The 22,439-nt window shown below is 39.5% G+C and carries 27 protein-coding genes; 5 read left to right on the top strand and 22 right to left on the bottom strand.

The features are described 5' to 3' along the window. Positions 1 to 3: 3 nt before the first annotated feature. The 21 genes from EO120_RS05920 to EO120_RS05825 all read right to left on the bottom strand — a co-directional run bounded on the left by EO120_RS05920 (position 4) and on the right by EO120_RS05825 (position 18,183). Complete coding sequence (locus tag EO120_RS05920) at positions 4 to 1,920, bottom strand: phage terminase large subunit family protein (protein WP_127134555.1); 1,917 nt, start codon at positions 1,918 to 1,920, stop codon at positions 4 to 6. Further along, positions 1,904 to 2,437, bottom strand: a complete 534-nt coding sequence (locus EO120_RS05915; RefSeq protein ID WP_241234903.1) for a hypothetical protein — start codon at positions 2,435 to 2,437, stop codon at positions 1,904 to 1,906. Before EO120_RS05915 ends, EO120_RS05920 begins: the two co-directional genes overlap by 17 nt. Positions 2,438 to 2,870: 433 nt before the next feature. Continuing rightward, on the bottom strand, positions 2,871 to 3,833 hold the full coding sequence (locus tag EO120_RS05910) for a hypothetical protein (protein ID WP_127134554.1): 963 nt from the start codon (positions 3,831 to 3,833) through the stop codon (positions 2,871 to 2,873). After that, positions 3,826 to 4,221 carry a Panacea domain-containing protein gene (locus tag EO120_RS05905; RefSeq protein ID WP_277600323.1) on the bottom strand — a complete coding sequence of 132 codons (396 nt, stop codon included), beginning with the start codon at positions 4,219 to 4,221 and terminating at the stop codon, positions 3,826 to 3,828. Before EO120_RS05905 ends, EO120_RS05910 begins: the two co-directional genes overlap by 8 nt. Before the next feature lie 275 nt (positions 4,222 to 4,496). Next, on the bottom strand, positions 4,497 to 4,913 hold the full coding sequence (locus EO120_RS05900; protein WP_164725723.1) for a DUF1492 domain-containing protein: 417 nt from the start codon (positions 4,911 to 4,913) through the stop codon (positions 4,497 to 4,499). Positions 4,914 to 4,949: 36 nt separating this feature from the next. Next, the gene (locus EO120_RS05895) at positions 4,950 to 5,174 is read right to left on the bottom strand and encodes a hypothetical protein (protein WP_127134551.1); all 225 of its coding nucleotides are present in this window, start codon (positions 5,172 to 5,174) and stop codon (positions 4,950 to 4,952) included. A 529-nt stretch (positions 5,175 to 5,703) separates the two neighbouring features. Next, a complete protein-coding gene (locus EO120_RS05890; protein WP_127134550.1) occupies positions 5,704 to 6,132 on the bottom strand; it encodes a DUF3310 domain-containing protein in 429 nt (142 codons plus the stop codon). A 4-nt stretch (positions 6,133 to 6,136) separates the two neighbouring features. After that, a complete protein-coding gene (locus EO120_RS05885) occupies positions 6,137 to 7,510 on the bottom strand; it encodes a DEAD/DEAH box helicase (RefSeq protein WP_127134549.1) in 1,374 nt (457 codons plus the stop codon). Then, entirely contained in the window at positions 7,458 to 7,730 is a 273-nt protein-coding gene (locus EO120_RS05880; protein WP_206512474.1) for a VRR-NUC domain-containing protein, read from the bottom strand. The genes EO120_RS05885 and EO120_RS05880 overlap by 53 nt, the downstream gene beginning before the upstream one ends. 457 nt (positions 7,731 to 8,187) lie before the next feature. Further along, a complete protein-coding gene (locus tag EO120_RS05875) occupies positions 8,188 to 10,614 on the bottom strand; it encodes a virulence-associated E family protein (RefSeq protein ID WP_127134548.1) in 2,427 nt (808 codons plus the stop codon). Position 10,615: 1 nt separating this feature from the next. Then, on the bottom strand, positions 10,616 to 12,301 hold the full coding sequence (locus tag EO120_RS05870; protein ID WP_127134547.1) for a PcfJ domain-containing protein: 1,686 nt from the start codon (positions 12,299 to 12,301) through the stop codon (positions 10,616 to 10,618). An 18-nt stretch (positions 12,302 to 12,319) separates the two neighbouring features. After that, positions 12,320 to 12,673, bottom strand: coding sequence for a hypothetical protein (locus tag EO120_RS05865; protein WP_127134546.1), 354 nt, complete (start codon positions 12,671 to 12,673; stop codon positions 12,320 to 12,322). A 13-nt stretch (positions 12,674 to 12,686) separates the two neighbouring features. Further along, entirely contained in the window at positions 12,687 to 14,453 is a 1,767-nt protein-coding gene (locus EO120_RS05860; protein WP_241234905.1) for a DNA polymerase, read from the bottom strand. A 178-nt stretch (positions 14,454 to 14,631) separates the two neighbouring features. Continuing rightward, a complete protein-coding gene (locus tag EO120_RS05855) occupies positions 14,632 to 15,192 on the bottom strand; it encodes a DUF2815 family protein (RefSeq protein WP_127134544.1) in 561 nt (186 codons plus the stop codon). A 13-nt stretch (positions 15,193 to 15,205) separates the two neighbouring features. Next, a complete protein-coding gene (locus tag EO120_RS05850; RefSeq protein ID WP_127134543.1) occupies positions 15,206 to 15,514 on the bottom strand; it encodes a hypothetical protein in 309 nt (102 codons plus the stop codon). A gap of 1 nt (position 15,515) precedes the next feature. Beyond that, positions 15,516 to 16,658 (bottom strand): DUF2800 domain-containing protein, encoded by a 1,143-nt coding sequence (locus EO120_RS05845; RefSeq protein WP_127134542.1) that lies wholly within the window; start codon positions 16,656 to 16,658, stop codon positions 15,516 to 15,518. After that, complete coding sequence (locus tag EO120_RS05840; RefSeq protein ID WP_127134541.1) at positions 16,651 to 17,262, bottom strand: hypothetical protein; 612 nt, start codon at positions 17,260 to 17,262, stop codon at positions 16,651 to 16,653. The genes EO120_RS05845 and EO120_RS05840 overlap by 8 nt, the downstream gene beginning before the upstream one ends. Before the next feature lie 23 nt (positions 17,263 to 17,285). Next, positions 17,286 to 17,615, bottom strand: coding sequence for a hypothetical protein (locus EO120_RS05835; RefSeq protein ID WP_127134540.1), 330 nt, complete (start codon positions 17,613 to 17,615; stop codon positions 17,286 to 17,288). Further along, a complete protein-coding gene (locus EO120_RS09150; RefSeq protein ID WP_164725722.1) occupies positions 17,608 to 17,784 on the bottom strand; it encodes a hypothetical protein in 177 nt (58 codons plus the stop codon). Before EO120_RS09150 ends, EO120_RS05835 begins: the two co-directional genes overlap by 8 nt. Positions 17,785 to 17,794: 10 nt before the next feature. Further along, positions 17,795 to 17,992, bottom strand: a complete 198-nt coding sequence (locus EO120_RS05830) for a hypothetical protein (protein WP_127134539.1) — start codon at positions 17,990 to 17,992, stop codon at positions 17,795 to 17,797. Between the two features lie 5 nt (positions 17,993 to 17,997). Beyond that, on the bottom strand, positions 17,998 to 18,183 hold the full coding sequence (locus EO120_RS05825; protein ID WP_127134538.1) for a hypothetical protein: 186 nt from the start codon (positions 18,181 to 18,183) through the stop codon (positions 17,998 to 18,000). Between the two features lie 85 nt (positions 18,184 to 18,268). Between EO120_RS05825 and EO120_RS05820 the strand changes: the two genes are divergently transcribed. Both EO120_RS05820 and EO120_RS05815 read left to right on the top strand, forming a co-directional pair. Continuing rightward, positions 18,269 to 19,033 carry a DUF4393 domain-containing protein gene (locus EO120_RS05820; protein WP_127134537.1) on the top strand — a complete coding sequence of 255 codons (765 nt, stop codon included), beginning with the start codon at positions 18,269 to 18,271 and terminating at the stop codon, positions 19,031 to 19,033. A gap of 268 nt (positions 19,034 to 19,301) precedes the next feature. Continuing rightward, positions 19,302 to 19,850, top strand: a complete 549-nt coding sequence (locus tag EO120_RS05815; protein ID WP_127134536.1) for a hypothetical protein — start codon at positions 19,302 to 19,304, stop codon at positions 19,848 to 19,850. A gap of 235 nt (positions 19,851 to 20,085) precedes the next feature. Here EO120_RS05815 and EO120_RS05810 read toward each other — a convergent pair whose 3' ends face one another. Further along, positions 20,086 to 20,283 carry a helix-turn-helix domain-containing protein gene (locus EO120_RS05810; protein ID WP_206512471.1) on the bottom strand — a complete coding sequence of 66 codons (198 nt, stop codon included), beginning with the start codon at positions 20,281 to 20,283 and terminating at the stop codon, positions 20,086 to 20,088. Positions 20,284 to 20,437: 154 nt separating this feature from the next. Between EO120_RS05810 and EO120_RS05805 the strand changes: the two genes are divergently transcribed. The 3 genes from EO120_RS05805 (at position 20,438) to EO120_RS05795 (ending at position 22,224) form a co-directional block, all read left to right on the top strand. Beyond that, a complete protein-coding gene (locus tag EO120_RS05805; RefSeq protein WP_241234901.1) occupies positions 20,438 to 20,821 on the top strand; it encodes a helix-turn-helix domain-containing protein in 384 nt (127 codons plus the stop codon). Positions 20,822 to 21,070: 249 nt separating this feature from the next. Continuing rightward, the gene (locus EO120_RS05800) at positions 21,071 to 21,334 is read left to right on the top strand and encodes an ImmA/IrrE family metallo-endopeptidase (protein ID WP_127134535.1); all 264 of its coding nucleotides are present in this window, start codon (positions 21,071 to 21,073) and stop codon (positions 21,332 to 21,334) included. Between the two features lie 137 nt (positions 21,335 to 21,471). Continuing rightward, positions 21,472 to 22,224 carry a type II toxin-antitoxin system PemK/MazF family toxin gene (locus EO120_RS05795; RefSeq protein ID WP_127134534.1) on the top strand — a complete coding sequence of 251 codons (753 nt, stop codon included), beginning with the start codon at positions 21,472 to 21,474 and terminating at the stop codon, positions 22,222 to 22,224. The last annotated feature ends 215 nt before the right edge of the window (positions 22,225 to 22,439 follow it).

Below are 22,439 nucleotides of genomic sequence, written 5' to 3'. Positions count from 1 at the left end.
CTCCTAATAAATACTCGCAGAACTAGATGCCCTGCGAGTTGATTTCTTATGTTTAGTTACTTTTTTAGGTCGTATCTCGACCGCTTTAGTGCCACCATTGCGTACGACGTCTTCCAATTGATCCCAATTAGGATTAATCGACTTCACACAGGCTAAGTTATAGACTCGTAAATCAAGCGGTTCATTACGAACCCCCGCCGTTGGTTCCCAAATTTCACGGATAATTCCGTTCTTTTTAACCCGCTTTTTGTGCTCCGAAATAATACCTTTGAAATATATTTCATCATATCCGCGGTTAGAGAGTACCGTTTCACCCTCATCGAGAGGATAATGGAAGTATTTCGCCCCGATTTTCTCAATTGCTAGACGATTCATTACTTGTTGCTTACCATCATCAACCCCAAGCATGACAAGTGGAATATTGGCTCCCGATGCCTTACCTATTTTGTAATTAAGTGGAATGCCTGGTGTACCGGAGTAGCCTTTAATAGCAAATCGTTGCTTGCGGAAATTCTTTGTGCAATATTCATACACATTACTTGTGTAATGCCCACCGGAGTCAATGAAAGTCCGCACGATATTCAGCCCAATCCCGTTCGAGAACCGATAAGTCCTATCAAGAATACTGTCTAACTCATCCCAAGTTGCTTGATTATCAGGCTTACCTAGAATTACACCTTTACGAATCCCCCAACTCTCTTCGCCTTGTCCCCATCCGGTAATCTCATACTCTAACCGGTTATCTTGCGTATCGACGGCAGCCGTTAGGAGTAAAACACCATCAGGAAGTTCAGCCCCATAGGCCTCTCTTCGCTTAAGAAATTGTTGATAGTCCTCAAATGCACCAGTTTGTGCATAACTTTCACCAAACCGTGTATTCATGACTACTTTTTCACGGGCAGGGTCGCCTTTAGCTTCTAGCCACTCCCTCATGATCGTCTCCCACTTTAACCATGGCGACGTAAACCCATTAACAAAAAAACTGCGTGTACCATTTTGTAACGCAGCTGGGTTTTTCGATATGTATTTTTGATGACTACGGCGCATCTCGATTTCCGAAAATTCCATACCGCAGTCAGGACAACGCCACTTCACATCATTCACAACTACAACCTTACGGCCTTTTGCATCCTTATGTTCCGTGTAATCGCAAATCATATCAATATGCCTTAGCAAATGATACTCGTCACAATTAGGACAAGCATGTTGCCATTCCTCCTGTGTCCCCGCGATATACTCAACATCAATCCGACTAGATCCCTCATTAGTTGGGGTACTAAATAAACCCATAACATTATTCCAAAATGTAGTCATTCGCTTAGCCGCCAAGTCTACTGGATCGCCTTCCGTTCCTGCACTATCTGGGAATCGGTCAACTTCGTCCGCCAATAAAACACGAATAGGACGAGAAGCCAATCCTGCTGGGCTATTGGCCCCCGTCATAATCAGTCGTCCACCAGGAAATAACTTGGAAAGAATCGTATTGCTACCATCTCTCTTTTTAGCAGTGCTTGTATCCTTGCTATTCGCGTTAAATATCTTGCCAAGCACAGGTGTATCAGTAATCATTGGCGATATACGGGACTTTGAATAGTCTTGAGCAAGGTCAACTGTTGGCTGAATCATCATAATAGTCGATGGATCAAGGTGCGCATACCGCCCAATGACATTATTCATTATGTCACTTTTCCCTATCTGACTGGCCGACTTAACGACGACTTTATGGATACCCTGTTGTGTGAACGCATCCATCATCTCTTTTTGGTATGGTGCACGGCTCGTTTTCCACCGCCCTGGTTCTGCAGATATACCCTTTGATAGCATGCGGTACTCATCGGCCCATTCGCTAACACTAGTTTTAGGAGTGGGCTTAAGTCCTGTTTGCGTGATAATGTGCCACAATTTACTTGCTGACTTCATCCGCATCACCTTCCCATTCGTTATCCATGAATAATTCTGGAGTATATTCGCTAAGTTCCATGAGTTTTGATTCGATTTCTTCCGTTAAATCGGAATAAATCTCTTCTTTAGTCTTACCTTCTAGCAATGGTCCCATCTTCGATGGTATTCCTAAAAGTTGTGTCCGTAAATTAGACAACATTTCTACCATAACCATCTCAACTACTTTTGCGTCGTACACATCACCTTCCATCTTAGCTAGTTTTAGCTCAGCAATTTCCCGTTTTGCACGCTCATGCCGCGCCTGTTCTGCCTTTAAATCGATTGTCCCGTTTCCTGCATCCGCATCAGAAGAATTACCTGTTTGGTATTTGTAGAAATTTTTTAAAGATTCGATGACTAAAACTGCCCCTGTAGGAGACATTTTTACAACATCGTCCTTTACAAGTTGACTTACCCGCTGTTGAGTAATTCCAAGGACTCGGCCCATTTCCGTCTGCGTCGTCGTAAGCAGTTTTAAATCTTTCGAAATTTTCACCGAAAATAGACCTCCTTTCAAAAACTAACAAGCGCAATAAAAATTTTAAATCTAGGCAATTTTTGGGGTCTCGGCGACCGCACTGGATTTATACACAGCAGAAGGACCCATGGAAAAAGTTATCCACAGTCCGCTATCTATAAACCTTAGTATCATGGCTACGATACTTACCACGCCGCTTTTCAACTCTAGCGGTCTTAGTTTTAATTAACGTATCAGCAGGTGCATACGACCGACACATGCCATTGATATGAATGCCTTTAGCCTTACACCATCCTCGGACGTTATTCAAACAAATCCGTTTTTCACAATATACATCTGTCAATCACACCACCTCTTTTCGGGTAACAAAAAAGACGCAGCCGTTATGACTACGCCTTATATTAAATTTTTAACCACTCTATCAAGTTTATATGCATAGAAAAAGCACCCACTATTGTGAGTGCTTTACGCTAAAGCTAGCAATAAAACTATTTAATTCAGCATAAAATATTAACCATATTAAAAATACAGAAATAAACGCTAGTACATTAGTCCAAAAAACATATGGCATTCTCTTTTGTAATTTTGATATAAAATTACATTTTTTACAGGAAGAACAGCTTTCATTTTCATCACATGACATTAAAATATTTTTATGAATTAATCTACTAACAATGTAAAGTAAAAAAGCTATCGTATTAACTACAGAAATAAATAACAATGATAGTAATAATAAAACTTTTCCTACCTCTATCTCTTTAGCTATAGCAATTAAATGTCCACTATAATTAACCTGCGCTACAACAGTAAGAAGAATCGTCATAAAAATACCAAGAACTGCTATTTGCCCTCCTCGTAAAGAATCAATCTCCGTCTTAGCCGCTTGAAGTGACACGTTTATTTTATCGGCATCATTATTAGATTTACTTATTTTGGTTTCAAGCATATTATATTGAGTTTTTACGTTTTCTTGATATTGAGCCCAAAATGCAATTCGTGCATATTCCAAACGAATATGGTCTTCAAGTTTAAAAAACTGTTTTTTAAATGACTTAAGAAAGTTAATATTATTATCATCTTGGCTATCACATTTAATACGTTCATGAAAATAATCATGTAATGTGTCTAAATTAACAATTAAATTAGATAATTTACTGCCATCTTTTGTAATAATCGAATTATCCTCAACTGCAAGTCGGATAATGGCATTGAAGATATTTGCATAAGAGTGACGGTCATTATTCTGATAAGAATCAGCCACCTCCCTAAGACATTCTTCCAACTTATTTTTAAATTCATCAGTAGGAATCATTAATCGTTCAATAAATTTAACTATTTCTTTGTTATTTTCACCATAACTTTGCTCATTACCTTCGGGAATCTTAGAAAAATCAAGGTTACTATAGTTATGCATCATCCCTCCGCAAATATTCAGTACTGAAATAATCTTTTATTTTATCATTACTAATAAATCCATCTCCTTGATTGTACGCATAATACCATGGTGAACCTTTCCTATGGGTTTCATTAACTAAAGATATTGCTGACGTATCTTTAAATGTATCAATAACATAGTCTATGTGATCTCGAATTGAATCTAAATCCACATCAGACATGTACTCCATTAAAATTGGATCTGAACCATAAGAAGAAAAATTATAATATACACTAGGAACTACAGGTCCATATTTCCATGCTTCCAAGGAATCATCAAATGCTGGTTTCCCTGTCATTATTAAAGTTACTCCTTGAACGAAATACAAAAGTTTTTGTAACTTAAGATTACTAACAGGTTTATCCATCCTCATTGACTCTGTAATAATGTATTTTGCAACCTTTAGTGCTTCCATAGTTACGCTCACCACCCAATTCTAGTGTCTCAGATTTTAAATAAATATATTTTGTCTTTTTATTATACGCCTTTCTAATTAGAACAACAATATATTTATAAATTTTCAACAGCAAAAAAGACACTCAAAGCGAGTGCCTTTTCTGCGATTAGTATTTTATGCTTTAAGAGGTTAATAGGAACTATTGCGTAGTTTCTACACGTACACTATATCATAAACCTCATGTATTAATCTGTATTAACTTTTCCAAATTGCTGAATTGCCAATCCATTTAAGTAACCTCGTGCATGAATTTCAGATACATTCATAAACTCACCAACCTCTTGCCAAGGTTTCCCCAATACATACCGTTGGATAAGTAGCACTCGCAAATTGGATTCCGCTACATTGTTAATCAACCGATTGGCCTCAGCTCGTAATTGAATAAGTTCCGCCCATTGCTGGTCAACGTCTTGAATTAACTGTAAAAGCTTAGCGATTTTATCAGATGTATCCGTTGACGCACCACCAGTCACTCTATCTTTACTATAATCAATAGCCGAAATAGAGTAACAATTCTGTCGATAAGTTTCTAGTTCGTCTTCTTTACTTTTGAGCTCCAAATTTGCATCTAAGACTTTATATAAATACTCTTTTGCGGTCAATATATCACTCCTTTTTATTTCCGCGAATTTCCCCCGCTAATCAAATATATCCCTCTCTACATCTAACCATTTTTCAACATATTTTTTAGTAGGCCAAAATACTACTCCTACTATTACTACCCATAATGCTATCCAATCATTATCTGTAAATCCATAAAATGCAGCTTTTATTAAATAAACTATTAATAGTATTGAAAATAAAGAATCGATATATCCACATACATCTGCAATATAGCTTTTTAAATCATTATTTAGTTTCATCTGTTTACACTCCTATCATCCACTTTAAAATCTTAAATATCCCTACATAGAAGATAGCCCCCATTAACGGAATGCCCACTAGCCATACAAAGGCACAAGTCCAATCAATTTTACTCATCTTCGTACTCCGCTTCTATAAATTTAATGATCATACGCCTAACAGTGCGTTCTGGCATGTTAGTTCGCTCTGAAATTTTATTAGCTATTTGATTTACACCTCTAGCTAAGGCAAACATACAATCTTGCAAACATACGTTAGTGCCGTCAACTTCGCTTTCTACTTCGGCGCTATCGGTATCACGATTAAACTCACATACGATATTAATACATACTGACCGTTTTTTTTAACCCGAATAATTGTTTAACATTCATGAGTATTCTCCTTAGTTAACCACTCGATTTCAAATTTGATATACTGTATAGCCTTCTGTAAGTCCTCGACCTCTTTACTCGGGTCTTTAAATCCGGCACGGTCGATATATCACTCCTCTATTCCTCATCCACTAACTATCGCTCTCTATCATATTTGTTAGAATGCTTCGCCTCCATTACTAAGCTCTCTCAAGAAAAATTCTGCTTTTCTATAGTCTTCCGACTCCTTAGCAGGATCTTTTTTACCCGCACGGAATTGATACTTTAGTGCGTTACCCTTGCACCATCCTTTATATTCCTCGGGAGATAGAATGGCCCGAATTACATCAATGCTTTCCATTCCGTTTGCCAGCTTATAGTGTGGCGGATGGTTAACCATATCAACCGTTTCCATTTTAGAAGTAATTGCCGCCTCGACCCTATCAGCTATAACTCCGACACTTTGGCCAACTATTGCATTTTTTGTAATAGATACCCCCTGCTTAGGCGCAGGTGGTGTCATTTTAGCCTTACAGGATTCACAGTATTTATAATTTCCTTGCCCAGCAGTAAACGTCTTACCACAACTCTGACATTTCTTTTGCATAATCTCACTCCTTATACAATTCTTTACGATACTTAATAGCTTCTAAGAGGGCATCTTGCCCTGCTTCTTTACGTTCTAATGCTTTCATGACTTGTTCGTCCATCGTGCCTTTTGTTACTAGGTGGTGGATAATCACCGGTTCCGTCTGCCCCTGTCTGTGCAGTCTAGCATTCGCTTGCTGATATTGTTCAAGACTCCACGTCAATCCGTACCACACGATGATATTGCCACCGGCCTGTAGATTCAGTCCGTATCCTGCTGATGCGGGGTGGGCAAGTAACATTTGTATCTTGCCCTTGTTCCACTCAGCTACATCATCGTCGGTCTTTAATTCGACGGCTTTCGGGAACGCTTCTTTAATAGATTGAAGGTCATGTTTGAAATTATAGAATACTAACATCGGTTTTCCTTCATTCGTTTCTACCAATTCTTTCAATCGTTCAATCTTCTCATTATGGACGACTACGATTTCACCATCATCGTTATAGATGGATCCATTTGCCAGTTGTAACAATTTACCGGCGAGTGCTGCTGCATTAAGTGCACTCACATCGTCATCATCGACTAAACTAAGCACGTGCTCACGTTCCATCTGTTTATAGAGTTCCCATTCTTTCGGGCTCATTTCTACCGTGATTACATTTTCGCTACGTTCAGGAAAACTTAAATAGTCTTTAGCTTTTAAGCTCATACAGATATCTTGCATCTTACCAAATATCGCAGTATCCGCATTTGGCAATAGCCTGTAGCTGTATACTACGTGACCGTTTGTTTTATCCGGTGTAAAGTAGCGGCATCGGAACTCGGTAAGCGTCCTACCTAAACGTTCACCTCCATCTAAGAGATACATTTGAGCCCAAATATCCATTAAGGTATTTGGTGCTGGTGTGCCAGTTAAGATAACAATGCGTTTAAAAAGAGGTCTCATTTTACGCATAGCCTTAAATCGTTTAGCCTGTGGATTCTTAAAAGAAGAACTTTCATCGATCACCAACATATCGAAAGGGAACCTCTTTTTCGGTTTTCCGAAATAATAGTCATATAACCACTGTACGTTTTCACGATTTATCACATAAACGTCAGATTCACTCTCTAAGGCCTGTATACGTTCCTTCTCGGAACCTAACACCTTAGCCACGGTTAAATGTCTTGTAGCGCTCCATTTTTGCGTTTCTTGGGCCCATGTAGATTCTGCTACCTTCTTAGGTGCGATGAGTAATACTTTTTTTATGTCAAAGTAATCATACATAAGCCGTTCAATCGCAATAAGTGTAGATATTGTCTTACCGAGCCCCATATCCAGTAACAATCCGTAATGGGTATTATCAATGATCCGTTGTATTGCAATGCTTTGATACTCGTGCGGATGGAAGTCCATGAATTACCCTTTCTATGTCATATACAAACAGCTCGGCGTCCCGCTTTCCAGTTAAGACAAATACCAAAGCACCCTGTTTACGCAGTCGTGAAATCTGAACTCGTTGATTAGCCATTAACTTGCCCGTTGTGGCTTTTAACTCAATGAAGATAACACCTCCACCAGGGAGTACTACAATCCGGTCCGGTACACCATCATTTCCAGGTGACACGAATTTCATATATATGCACCCTCGTTTTTTGAGTTGATTTCCTAACCAACGTTCGATATCCTTTTCTATTATTCTCACCTCGTTCTCAATAAATAATCGGCAACAGGCTTCAGCCCACATGTTATCTGGCTTCATCGGGGTTGTGTTGCCGATGTTGTGTTTTTTTGTCTCATATATATATATACGCGTATTTGCGTTTTTTACGTGTATACGTATACAATCACTTATTCATATATTTATTATTTTTAATTAATAGTAAATAATAGGAAACATCGGCAACAAATATTATTTAAAACAGATAGTATCTATCTTTTTCGTGTTTCCGATTTTGTTGCCACACGTGTTGCCGTTGCCGATTATTTTCGCCATATCAAAATATATCGATGTATATAGTTGCATAAAAATTATTTCGATAAACATCAATATATAAAAATTAGCTAATCGGCAACAAAAATCGGCAACACGATTATTTACGATTTTTAGCTATCGTTTTAGCCTTATTTTGGAGAGTGTTCGCATCCCTAACAAACGCTCTTTGCACACCGTACATTTTCCCAAAACGCATCTTCCCAACGCTCTTTGAATAAGGGCTCCACCCTTTAATAGATTGCAAAATGTCAATGATTTCTCGTGCCTTTGCGTTCTGCAGGTTCTTCCTGTCCCCCTCCATCACTTCACACCATATCTCGAGGGCACACACCCGCTCCCGCTGCACTGAACCACAATGATCGTCATCGCCATAATTCCGAATATACTCCCTGCGATCGTAGATGTCTTTAGACTCCCAATCTTCAGGAAGTAGCATTTCGAGGTACTCTTCAACAAGGCCTACGAGTTCGCCGCCTTCTGTATGCGATAATTGCGCCCTAATGGCTTCTTTTTTTAACTCATCATCTAAATCTAGTGGCTCTCCTTCAGACCAATAATAAAAAGCTTCCGCCCATAGCTGATCCACTTCCTCGTCTGTAATAGCCCACGAATTTTTACTTTTGCTGTCTGCATTACCTGTGATTGGCCAAAATCGTCTGTTACCAGTACGGTCCTTCAAAAATAATAACGTATTAGTAGACCCCGCAAATACGCATTGGCGGGGATAATCTTCAGTGCGCTTGCCGTAGGGTGACCTGAACCGGTCAGAGGTACGGCTGATAAAGGCCTTAACGATTTCATTATCGTTCTTGTAGGTCGGTGCAAGTTCGGCGAGTTCGACTATCCAAGAGCCTTGAATTTGTTCTAGGGCGTCTTTGGTTTTGATGTCAACGAGTGAGTTGTTAAACCATTTACGGCCTAACCGCTCTAGGATTAACGATTTACCTAAACCTTGCGCACCGTATAATACAATAGCCGTATCGAACTTCACACCAGGCGTCATTACCCTAGCAACGGCACCACACATCCATTTACGAGTAACAGCCCTAATGTAATCGGTGTCTTCAGCACCGATATAATCGATGAAGAGAGTATCAACTCTACATTCACCATCCCAAGTTAAACCGGTTAAGTACTCCCGTACAGGATGGAATTTATTATCTTGCGTTACCTCCTGGAGCGCATCATCGATGATGCCTTTACCCTTTATAAGGTATTTTGTGGCGAAGTAGTTACGAAGACACGCATCATCGGTATCCGTCCAGTAAGGGGTCGCATCCTTACCTCGCCACGGCAGGTCGTCAGTTACAACTAACCGGTGCGCAAATTCGTCAAGACATATACGTCCTCTTAAGGCAGGGTCTTGTTTAAGAACCAGCAAACAGTTAAATACGTCAGACTCAGGATTACCTTTACGGTCACGTTTAAGTTTTGCCCGCAGGCCTTCTTCATCGTCCGTGATATCTTCGAACTCCATATCTGCCATACGTTCCTTGTCGAGCAGGATTGGTGCTGCGCCGTCTTCGTTTACAAAGTCTATCATGTCTTTGTAACTTGGTAATTTAGTAACTGCAGTCGCAGGGTCCTCACCAATATCTTCGGGGCCGAATAAGTGAATGCGGACAAGGTCAAACGCATTAACGAGCTTACCGCTGATAGGGTCAGTTGCATGGTTGGAGTAAGCGAAGGTATCGTTATCATAAATTACTAAACCACCTACTGAGCTACCTTCCGTATATGTGTATCTGCCCTCAACTTGTGTCGGCTCATACACTCCGGGAAGGAACTTTTCTATCGCTTCCGTGATACTGTAACTCCGACAAAAAGCACCAATAAGGCCTTTTTTCTCTAAAGGGTTACCCTGCTTCTTGGCCGCATCAAGGCGAATTTGTGATTCCTTTTCCGATGTTGGCCAAAGGCTCGTATCACGCCAGTCTCTGTAAGTACTCAAATAGGTATCTACTGAAACAAGTGAGCCTTCACTATGCTGATATACGTATTCGACGTCTTTAGGATGGCTAGGCCAGTACATAAGGCGCTCAGCCTGGTGCGTAGAGGAATCGAAAGATTCAATACCAATATCATCGGCAATTCGTCTTGATACGGCTTGGTACTCATCGGGAGACATCGCTCTATCGGTGGGAATGATGATGCGGTATCGAGGATTATCAGGGGTGTGGCTGTGCGTACTGTATAGCACGTATTCCATTCCGCCTAGTTCCATGTCGAGGTCTAATAGGAAGTCCTCACTAGGATTATCCGCATCAAGAGTAATCAAGTACCGCTCTATCACAGCGCCTCTTACACGTCTACCATTTTTAGGGATATAACCGCCTACAAAACCGCCGACATCTTTCTTTTGGCCTTGATCAGCTTTAGACATCTTGGCGTATTCAGCAGCCGTTTCATTGGTTACAATAGGCTCAGCCAATTTATTAGCCAAAGCACTCCAAGTCATTTTTTGCGATTTCCAGCTACGGGCGGAGCGACTTTTGCCCGTAGCTATTATGATATTTGTATCCATGTTACATCGCTCCTCCCTTCGCAAAATGAATATCCCCTAAATATTTAGGTACTTGTAATTTATGCTTTTTAACCCATTGGCATACAGCATAATTAATGTTGTGATTATCGCGTACACCCCTGTTATTTTTAAGCTTAGCCTGGTGTATTACTGTAAAGGCTTCAGAGGTATCCGTAGGATTTACCTCAATACACGCTACTGGACGACTGTTTTCAAACACGCCAACAATAGCACATTTTTGCTCTTTAACTTTTTCTACATAGGTACCTACGCAGTTATTGAGTTGAACGCCTAGTCGAATTATGTCGTGTGTTGTTTTAACCACAGTAAAATCTAGACCACCAACGGAGTCTATTAATTTTTTATGTAGCATGCTGCGTTGTACTGGAACATTTTCTGCTTTTTCAAATTTGGATATACACACAATTTCGTCATGCAGATCCTTAATTTGGATACGTCTAGCCCAAATCTCCTTCTTCCTAGCTCTTGATAACCGATTATACATATCCGCAGTATCTTTTACTTCCGAGTAGGAGTCAGCGTTTTTTAAGAATAATAGGACTCGGCGTTCACCGTATTGGTGACGCATAAGCTTAAGAAAATCAGTAACAATAAGCAAAGCTTGTCCATCATTCCATATTGGCCAGGATTGGATATACCCAGTTTTACCGCCTTCCTCTGCCACAAGGTCTGTAAATGCTTTCTGATAATCCATGCTTTTGAATACCTTGCTAGCAGTTTGGATCACTTTGATATAGAAGAAAGGACGGATAGTTAGTAATTTTCTAACCCAGCGCTTATCCGGTACTTTATAAAGCTGAATAAGAGCTTTGATAAACGGTACGCCGGTACTGGTTAACTCAGTAATAGCAGAAGTACTTGTTAAATTAGCCCCGAAAGGTCTGAAGTAGGCGTCATGGTCTCTAACTAGAGTGTCATTTAACGCAGGCGCATCCGGCGCGTACATCTTCCATACTAGATTATGGAGTAAGTTATCGAGCGCGCCGTATTTGGACGATAGTAGTACCCCTTGTCTGATTGGTTTAACTTGATACCCAACTCGTTTTGATAACTTAGCGAAGTAAGCTTGTTTTAGCACTTTAGCAAAAGTCTGCAGCTCCTTTTTATATTGCGATAACCGGCAATTTGGAGTTGCTACTAGCCAGTATAGGGGCAATGATTTTGAGTAAAACACCGATATATTAGGCTCAATTTCTGATATTATATCGGCGCGAGTGCGCTTCTTTTGAACTAAGAACACTTTTCCTTGCTTGAAATCGAAGCGCAATATATCGACGAGATGTGGTTTGTGCCCAGGGTAGATAGATTGTGTATCGTTATCAACATATACTGTGTGATAGTTGAATTTAACATCGAGGATTTTCCCCCGATCAATGACCGATAGTTCTATATCTAGTGGAACATGGGCGGTACCGGAAGCATCAGCTACACAATCACATTCGGCACCTCTCGTACTAATGAGTTCTCCACATTGTGGGCAATAGAACTCATTTGATATATAAGGGTCTACTATTCTACCCATACCGGAAGATACTGAGGGCCACAAGCAGGCAAACGATTGCCCGCAATCCACGTGGTAATGTACAGCAGGTGACCAAGAATTCACTTGCTTGCGCCGTACTAGGTCATACAGCTTGCCAACTGATAAACTAAATAATACCCTCATAAGGCGCTATCCTTTCATCTATAACAAATCGTCTAAATCGTCTTCTTCAGGAGTTTCATCAACTACTGGGGTTTCATCAACCGGTAACTTTTCTTCTACAGGTTCGTCTTTTTTCTTAGCCACGCGTTTACGTTTTGGCTTTTCTTCAGCAGTAGCCTGTTCTTCTACTGTTGGGTTTTTATCCGCCTTAGGTGTATCTTCTGTTTTCTTACCGTTTAATACTTTAAGACCTAAATCGCAAGCGGCGATACAGCCTTCGCAATACGCCATAGCGGAGTCTTTGCGTTCGCTTGCAGGAGCTTCTTTTACGAGTTCATATAAGCCGTCGATAGCTTCGCGTTGTTGTTGAATTTGGTTTTTTGTAAGTTTCATAAGAATTATCCTCCTAATCCTTCATATAGTAAGGGTTCTCAAACCCTGCTGCATTTAATATAAGGCCCTCGTTCCAGGACTCGGGCTTACACATAATATCGATTACTTCATCTAAACTGCCTTCGCCTATAGGTGCTTCGATAACCACTTCGTCGTGAATATGGGCTACAATTTTGTAACCCGCTTTAGAAAGCCGTAACATCGCTGCAGCTAAGCAATCTCTTGCAACAGCTTGTACAATGTTTTCGACGAGCTTTCCGCCGTAGGTTTCAACTCTGCCCCATGTATTCTTAACCTGATCCATTCCATCATATTCAATCGATTCACTACCGAACCGGTTAAGCCCTAATCGAGGTCTTGCATAGGCAAGTCTACGCCCGGACGGTAACTCGATAAACATAAACCCTTTTGATTTAAAGAATTTAATGTTGCCTTGCCTAATTCGTACAGGTTCGCCAGTCTTAACAACTTTTTTGGCTGCGCTATCTGCATCTTTCCAAAATCTCGTAATTCGTGGGCTGGCTCGTCGCCATGCTTCGATGATTCCAGGGAGTTCGCTTTCTGGAATTTCTCCTTTAGTATCCATCGCTTTCATAGCTCCTACACCGCCACCATACCCGAGTGCCAGTTCCGCTACTTTGCCTTTTTGCCGTAAGTGGCCATTTACACCGTGCTTTTCGACCGGTACGTGGAACATGCTTGATGCTGAAGCGCAATAGATATCTCCGCCTTGAGCGAATACATCCTGGCGCCACTGCTCGTGAGCTAGCCATGCGATAACACGGGCTTCAATAGCACTAAAGTCAGCTACAATAAATCGGTGCCCGTCCTCTGCTACAAGAGCCGTACGAATGAGTTGCTTAATCACATCACCAGGATTTCCGTATAGTAGGTCTAGCATTTCTACATCTCTACTTTTTAGAACTTCCCTGGCCGTGTCTAAATCTTCTAAGTAGTTACGAGGGAGGTTCTGTAGTTGTACTACACGACCTGCCCATCGTCCACTACGCATCGCCCCATAAAACTGAAGCATGCCATGGATGCGACCATCTGAACATACGGCATTTTTCATGGCCAAGTATTTTTTAATAGAGGAGTTACCGAGTACCTGTCTATTTTGTAGTACCTTGCGAACATCAGAAGGGATATCCTGTGCCAAGAGGTTTGATACATCGTCTTTTCGCATTGTTTCTATATCATATCCTAGTCTTGCAGTTAGCCACTCCTTAAGTTGCATAGTACTATTAGGATTCTCTAATCCTGTTAATAGTTTAGATGACTCGGTAGCTTCTTCTACAATTTCGTCGTTGCAGGCAAGCGCCGCATCGACGAGTTCCATATCTACTTTCACGCCTCGCCAGTTGATATCTTGGTCGAGTAGCCAGTACTCATGTTCAATGGCAGGCGGCTTCAACGAAAGCAGGCGTTTACGAATCGCCTTCTCAACCACTACGTCCTGACGGTTGTACTCAATGTACTCCGCCCATTTATCAGGCGCATCCTCAGGCATATTTCGTGTCTTAGGATTCGTCTTAGTTGGTTTTCGTGGTACAGAGAAAAATTGGATTAACCGTTTACCTCTTGAGTCTTTGGCTTCACCTAATCGTAAAGCCTTAGACACATTATCAAGGCTTGCAGGTAAACTGCAGTATAACGCTAGTACAGAGGTACATTCCCAGTTCGTGTAATCCACATCAGGGAAGTACTTTTTTAGACAAAGCATTTCGAATCCTGCGTTGAATGCGGTCTTTGTAATTTCCTTATTATACAAAGCGTCCACCACCCTTTCGTGTAGTGGATTCTTTGTCATATCAATTACTTCGACTGGTTCATCATCAAAGCTATAGGCAAAGAGCAGTATTTCAAATGTCTCATCATCAACGTATCGCTGTGTACCGAACTTAATCGGACAGTCGCTGTACGTTTCCACATCAATACTGAGCTCCATAATTGCCTCCTTAGATTAAATCGTCATCGTCCATATCGCCTAAATCGTCGTCGCCAAAGTCATCAGCAGATACGTGAACACCACCAAGGCGGTCACCATCTTTAACTTTACGGACACCATTTAGACCAAAGCCTACGCCTTTCTTACCGTTGAAGTTGTAAGCGAATACAGAAAGTGCTACCTGCGCATACACGCCTGAGTAAATTTCTTCTTCAATGTCGAATTGATCCATCTTGATTTTGTCACGAGTGAATACGATAGGTTGTTTATCACTATTCGCATTGATGAAGAACTTGCCAGCATATGTTTCAGGTTGGTCTGCTACTGCTTCATCAGTATCACCGTCGCGTAAGTTGAGTTTCAAGTAAGCAGCTTTACCCTCTACCTTAGCTACTGCTTTTGGATCAGCCTTAAGTTCTTCGATTGCTTTTTCAAAAGCCTTGATAGTCTTCTTATCTGTTTTATCAATAATGATTTGGGAACTATATTTTGCTTTGCCGTCGTCGTTTTTACGAGGTTGAGCGATGTTTGCATAGGAAAGTCTTACGATACCAGTTGTTAATTTAGCCATTGTTACGGTCTCCTTATTTCTTAAATGGGTTACAATCATATTCGAACCCTATTACTGTATTAAATAAATTATCTAATTCATCTTCGATATCGGACCGCTCATCATCTAAAGCAGTCCATTCGTCATCTTCTTCCCAAGAATATTTGTCTGTGTCTAATTCTTCTTGGTAGTAGCGTTCTATCGCCTTGCATTTAGCGTCAACTGCACAGTATCGAACGTGTAAGCTAGTGGCATATGCAATAGTGATTTGGTAGAGCTCGTCGAGGTAGTGCCCTCGCTCACGAAGCTCTTTGGCAATTGCTTTTACGGTTACAACGCGCATATCACACCTCATCCTCGAATTCATTTGCCATTGTTTCCACGGTATTAATCGCTGGTCGTTTATCCGACTCAGGGACTAACGTAGGCTTGCCTTCCGGTTTATCAATATATGCTTCTAAGTATTCGGCAACGCCCTTTTTACCGAGTACCTTTTGCAAGTTAGTGATACCTTCGAGTTCTCGAGGCTTGAAGATGTCTTCTTCCCTATAGCCATTATCGAGTAACGTTTTAGCTGCCGCCTCAGGATCCGTGATAGTACGTCTTGATGTACCCTCCACTAATTTGAAGCCCGGCCATTGCTTTTCACCGGATAATGCTTTCTCGTATGCAAAGTCGTAAACGCCCTTAATCCATTTCGTGATTAAATCTTTCATCGCTAGGATGTCGGACACTTCTTGGTCAGTGAGTAATTGATTGAGCTTACCGCCATTCTTGTAGAATGTAGCAAGGCAAGTATCTGCTAATGCTCGACAGGTGTGCCGAGCTTTACAGAAATTACAGTAATCACAAGGCGTACATTCGCCGATACCTTCCCAAGCACGTTGCGCGATTGGTTTTATTTCTTCGCCCCAATCAAGCAGTTCCTCAAGTGCCATTTCATCGGTAGATACGCTGTCCAGTCTAGGCTGAACGATGGTCATACGGACCGATTTAACGTCATACAGGAACTCGTTAACGTCGTAAGCACCTAATGCGTAGAGTCGCATTTGTGTATTTTCAATGGCACTCACTGGAACGCCCTTACCATACTTCAGGTCGATTACTTCCAGGATGCCGTCTGCTACGATTACCATATCGCCGGTACCGAAGCCCTCCGGTACCCACCTAGAAAAGTCGAGCCTTGCTTCAATCATGGCTTCCGCATCAGATGAACGGGCACAAGCCTCGTTCACCTTTTCTTCGCAGATGTCAACATATCGGTTAACGGCTTCTATCATTTCAGTAGAGTAGTCATCTAGCTTAGGGGCTTTTTTGCCTTCTAGCTTATGCCGGAGGGTTGCTTCTGCCAGGCCGTGAGCTACAGTTCCTTCCGCAGCATACGGTGATTGTTCATCAGGGAACATCGCTTCTAGCCTTGCTGAAGGGGTACACACTAGCCACCTGGCGCTACTTGATGCACCTAGTAAGGCGTGTTTCTTAGCCACGACTATTCACCCATTCCATAATTTGAATGCGTTGTTCATCGGTAGCAGATGTTACCTTTTCCGCTCCGATGCTATCTAAAAAGGCTTTGAATTCGCCTTTTGCTTTCGTTTTATCAGCGGCTTTTGCCATTACGTCTTTCACTGCTTCACGAGTTGCTTCAAGGCTTGGTGCTTCCACTTTAGGTTCTCCAGCTTTTGCTGGTTCCACTGTAGGTGTTGCTGCTGCTTCTTCCTTATGAGCAGGTGCTTCTTCTTTAACAGGTTCAACTTTAGGAGCAGGAGCTTCTACTTTTGGAGCGTCCTTCTTATCGGGCTTAACATCGCAAGTTGTCCAGTTCGCTGGTTCTACGTCTTTAACCGGTGCGCCTACGATGGATTGATATAGGTCTTTCACCTCTTGTTCTAATTCAACGGCTTTATCTACTGTGATTTTTAACTCGATCATTGTTTTATTTCCTTTCGGTTTAACGATGTGATATACTTTAAATGGATATTTTTCTATGTGCCCTTTACGCATTGCCGTGCGTGAGGGCATTTTTTTTGTGCCTAAGCATTCATCAGGAATGCAGTAATCTTTATTTTGGCACGTTGTACAGTCTCGCAATGGCCTCACCTCCTCTCAAATAGCTAGATAGCCTTTAATATCATACGGATTTCTTGACCCACCTGTAAGCGATCCTTGAACGTATCTTGGCTACGGAAATCTTCCATGTAGACTTCTAACATTTCTCTGTAGATGGACGCTTTGAAAGTTTCCGGACGCTCTACATATTCACGATACGCCTTAAGGATTGTTACGGGTTTGCCGTAGTCGTAATCGATAAAGCCGTTACGCTTTAGCTTCGCCTTAATATTTCTTACTTTATCGTTCGACCAACCTAACATATTTTCCACTTCTTCGTTGGAAATCTGACCGCTATCACGGTAAGCGTTGTACAATACTTCCTGTTCAGTCATGGCCTAATCTCCTTTTTAAACTTTTAATTCTATCTGCCTGTTCTGAAATAATAAATACCGCACCAGCTAGTATGAATTGGATAATGGCCTGCATCATTTCAATTCTATCTATTTCAAGTGCTCCCATTGTTCCTATCATCAATAGGAATGCTATTATTTTTAACACCATAATTTCCCTCCTAAAAAATTTCAGTTGGATCGATAAATTCCCCCAAGCGTTCAGATATAAGACCTGTAATAACTACTTGGTCTTCTGCAGGAATAGATAACTTGCCTCGTTCCATCAAATCATACATAGCTGTAGGTATACGAAGTTCCGCAGCCATTTCACCTTTGAAGAATCCTGCAGCACGCCTATAAAATCTAAGATTGCTCATATTATTTACAACTTCCCCTCTAACCACAACTTAAATCGCTTCTTCATAATTTTGTATGACCAACATTTAGAATTATCTGATTTAAAAGCAAATCCAAACGGCAATTTACCTGCTTTTAAACCACATCTAATGGCTTGCTCTGTTAGCCCCGACAGCTTCGAAGCCTCTTTTACAGTCATCACTTCATTCATTTTTCCACCTCCTTTATCTGTTTATTAGTATTACTTCCCTAACATCCTCGTTTGCTATAATGGATATAGAAAGGAGGTGACTACTATGGATTTAAACATCAATCTTAATTTGCCAGAACCAGCAAACAAAGCATTAACTCCTGTTGCTAATGCTGCTGGCGAAACACTATCTAATATTTGGAATGCTTTTTTAGCACCAGTTAATTTATGGGCTAAGAAAAAGATTATTAAGCATGAACAAGATTTTTTAGAATTCAAACAATCAGTAGAAAAGCATTATACCGATATTCCTGATGAATATAAAAGTGAACCGACCTTAAGTATTATTGGACCAGCTTTAGAGGCGTCTAAATTCTATATCGAGGAAGAATCTATTAGGGAAATGTTTGCTAGACTAATAACTGCTGATATGGATTCACGAAAAAAAACAATTATCCATCGTTCTTTTGTCGAAATTATTAAACAACTCTCGCCTCATGACGCCTTATTATTATCTATTCTTCCTAAAAATGGCCCACTAGGCGAAATTCGTTTACATGATAAAACCGACGCAACATATTCTTTGCTAACAAAACAAGATTTAATTCTCATCCCTACAATTCCACAGTTAATAGATATTGATACTTCTATAGCAATTAATAATCTTAATCGATTGGGATTAGCCAAAATAGACCATGTCATGTCTATTTCTAATGAAAGTTGTTATTTACCTTATGAAAACCTAATTGAATTTAAACAAGGAATTTCTTTGGTTCAAAACAACCCAGAACAGTATTCTAAAGTAATAGTTAAGAAAGGAATGTACTCAATCACGCCATTTGGTGATGCCTTTAAGTCTGTCTGTATCTAATTCAAAAATTTTCTTTTCTACAAACTCAAACATTTTTATTGTTAAGAAACCGGCTACAGTAACGTTAATAAATGTTGATATTAAAAATGCGAGCGTTAATAAAACATAAGTATAATAATCCACGATAAACCTCCTTAAATTAACAAGTAAGAGCATTACTTTAAAAGAGATAAACTTCGGTTTATCTCTTTTTTTATTTCCATACGCATCAGCTCCTAAATGACCAACCTCATTTTGCTATAATAGTTATAGAAAGGAGGTAATTATAATGAACGATAAAGAAAATTTTTATATCCCAGACCCATTCAAACAAATGCGAGAATTATCGAAATTACACCAAATACAATTTCATCTACCACTAATTAATACAGCAATGTCGTCAATAATAAATTCAGACATATCAACCGCTATGCAATCGGCAATGACCCCCTTTATGCAAAACCAAATACATGTATCACAAAGTATCGCACTCCAACTAGAGCCAATGCATTCATTTCAACAGGAATTTCAAGACTTCATGAATACTTATGAAAAATCTTATATCTCTATGAATGCACAAATTAGAAAGAGCATACTTTCTGAAGAAGTTAAATCCATAAAGAAGGCTTTAGAAAAGTTACCCAAAGAGGATCTAGAAGACGTCATACAAACTGCTCCACTAGATGAGCCATATGTAACAACCAACCCCGATTTAACTGACTTCGCTATGCTTATGAATACGGTTATTGAAATTCATGGTTTTACAATTACAGTTAAACAACTTATTTTTGTTTTCGTAACATTAGCCACCTTAGCGGGTTCGGTATCCACAAAATAGGACGTTGAAGAATATTACATTTCCCACAAATTAATCCAACCATACTCACAATCGCACCTAGCATCATACCTTCCAAATAGCAAAACCAAAATAATGTTGTAAATGTTAATCCTGTATACCAATCTTCACTTGAAAGAGCCTTGTTAGCGCAAGGCTCTTTTTTATTGCCTTTCATATCCTTCCTCCTTTCATCTATTGTTTCGTAACTTTTAAAAACACTAGAATTTAATTCTAGTTAAATTCCAAAAAAAATTAAATCAATTGGAATTTTATATGCATCAGAAATCTTTTTTTGATAGATTGGATTAACTAAAGCAGGGTTTTTCTCCCATTTTAACAATCTATCTTTCCCAATCCCAATAATTTTAGCCGCCTCAATTAATGTAAGCTCTGCATTAACTCGTGCGGCTTTTAACGAAATTTGTATTTGCAATTTCTATCACCTCACTTTCTGAATTCATTTTACTAGAAATAAATTCTAGTGTCAAGAATTTATTTCTATTCTTCTAATAAAAACATTGCTTTTATTAGAATTTTATTCTAATATATAAGTACAAAGTTAACTTTTATAATTAAGGAGAAAGATTATGCCGTTATCAACAGAAGAAATGAGAAAGCTATTCAGCCAAAGACTCGCACAAATAATGGCAGAGAATAACATTAACCAAGTAGAACTTTCAAAAATATTAGAAGTTAGTGAATCAACGGTAGGTAAATGGCTATTAGAAAAAGCTATGCCTAGAATGGGAGTTATACAAAAACTAGCTGACCATTTTCACGTTGGCAAAAGTTATTTTTTAGAAGAAGCCCCTAACGAAGGTTACTACACAGACCCAGAGGTAGCAGAATATGCGAACAAACTAAAAAATAACCCCGACATGCGTTTGTTATTCGACGCTGCCGAGGATATGACAAAAGATGATATAGATTATGTAGTAGATTTAATTAATAGGTTAAAAGGCAATGAGTAAAACTTGTTTTTACAGACTACGTTTTGCCAAAAGATACACCAAAGCCATCTATACAAATCAATAAATAGAAGTATATACTATAGTTACAATATACATTGTGAATCAGAGGACGGAACGGGTAGCCGTCACCGGCGGGATTATTCCCAATTAGGAGATATAGGAAGGTCACCCTACCTATTCACATGTCCATAAGAGCTATAGTATAACGCTATAGCTCTTATTTTTTTACCATTAAGGATTTGATAATTTATGAATATAAACCTCATCTACACCGCATTACGCCCCTCTCAAACAGCGGTTGTACATGCTAATGATGATGGAACATATACAATATTGGTTAATTCTAATAAATCAAAGCAAAAACAAATAAAAGGGGTATTGCACGAACTACAGCATATTAATAACGACGATTTTTACACAGAATTACAGGCTGATATAATCGAACGTATACTTCACAATCAGCAATTAAAAGAAGATTTAGATCATATAAACTTTTATTATCATGTTATTTAATACGAACTATTGTTCTGTGACGAGTTAGTGTCCGAGCATTACGATATTACTTAATAGATATTAAAAATAGTGAACAGGTCAATATATTTGGCAAAGTTGTTATTTACAATGTGATTTTATAGACAGGGCGTGATTAAATGGAACTTCTATCACTTGATGAATTTAAGCAGCTATATAGAAAAACTGCAAAGAACTTTCTGAAATTCATTTCTGAGTTATATAAGAAAGACCAAATGTATGCGCAATCATTCGTAAAATGGCTAGCAACATATATAAATTATCACATTACCAAAGAAATATTTAATCCTGCTTTCTTGCCTAGTTACAAGCAAGGACAAATTATATTTGTTGACTTAGGACATAGAGTCGGATATGAATTTGGGATGCCACACTATGCGATAGTTTTAGATGCTGATAATCGAAAGAAAAGCCAGACACTAACAATAGTCCCATTAACATCTAAAAAAGCAAAACACGAAACTCGGACATTCCCATGGGAACACGAACTAACCGTAAGCGTTCGAGATCTACTAATTGCGAAGTTTATGGACAAGATAGATATATACGCAAATCCAGGATTACGTGAAGAACGAGAAAGACTCATAGAACTCGTACATAGTGCACCTGATAAAGAAACATTTGAGAAAAACTACAATAAAATACTCATCAGCTGCATCCATAAAATAGTTATGGATCACAAAGAAGTCATCCTTCTTATACAACATATGAAACAAGGCTCGATTGTCGACATTAGTCAAATAACAACTATCAGTAAACAGAGAATAATTACACCAAAGAAAAAATTAGATCCGTTATACGATATAAGAATCAATGACAATGACCTATCGATAATAAAGCATAAACTGAATCAGCACCTATCTATTAGCTAGTTGACATAATAATAGAGATACCTTATAATAAGAGTACAGATTGGGCTATGAATCCCAAAAAAACATTGTAAGTTGCTTTGCAACATAAAGAAGGTATCTCAGAAATGAGGTACCTTCTTTATTTATATAATATTTAATTAGGCTTATAGGACAAAAAGTGTGTGTAAAAACCCTTGTAATACTAGTAAATATCTAGTGTTATAAGGGTTTAATCT

It is taken from the genome of Veillonella caviae (genome assembly GCF_003992125.1).
Taxonomy (GTDB): Bacteria; Bacillota; Negativicutes; order Veillonellales; family Veillonellaceae; genus Veillonella; species Veillonella caviae.
Note: the sequence above shows the minus strand (reverse complement) of the source record. Positions and strands in the feature narration are given on the sequence as shown.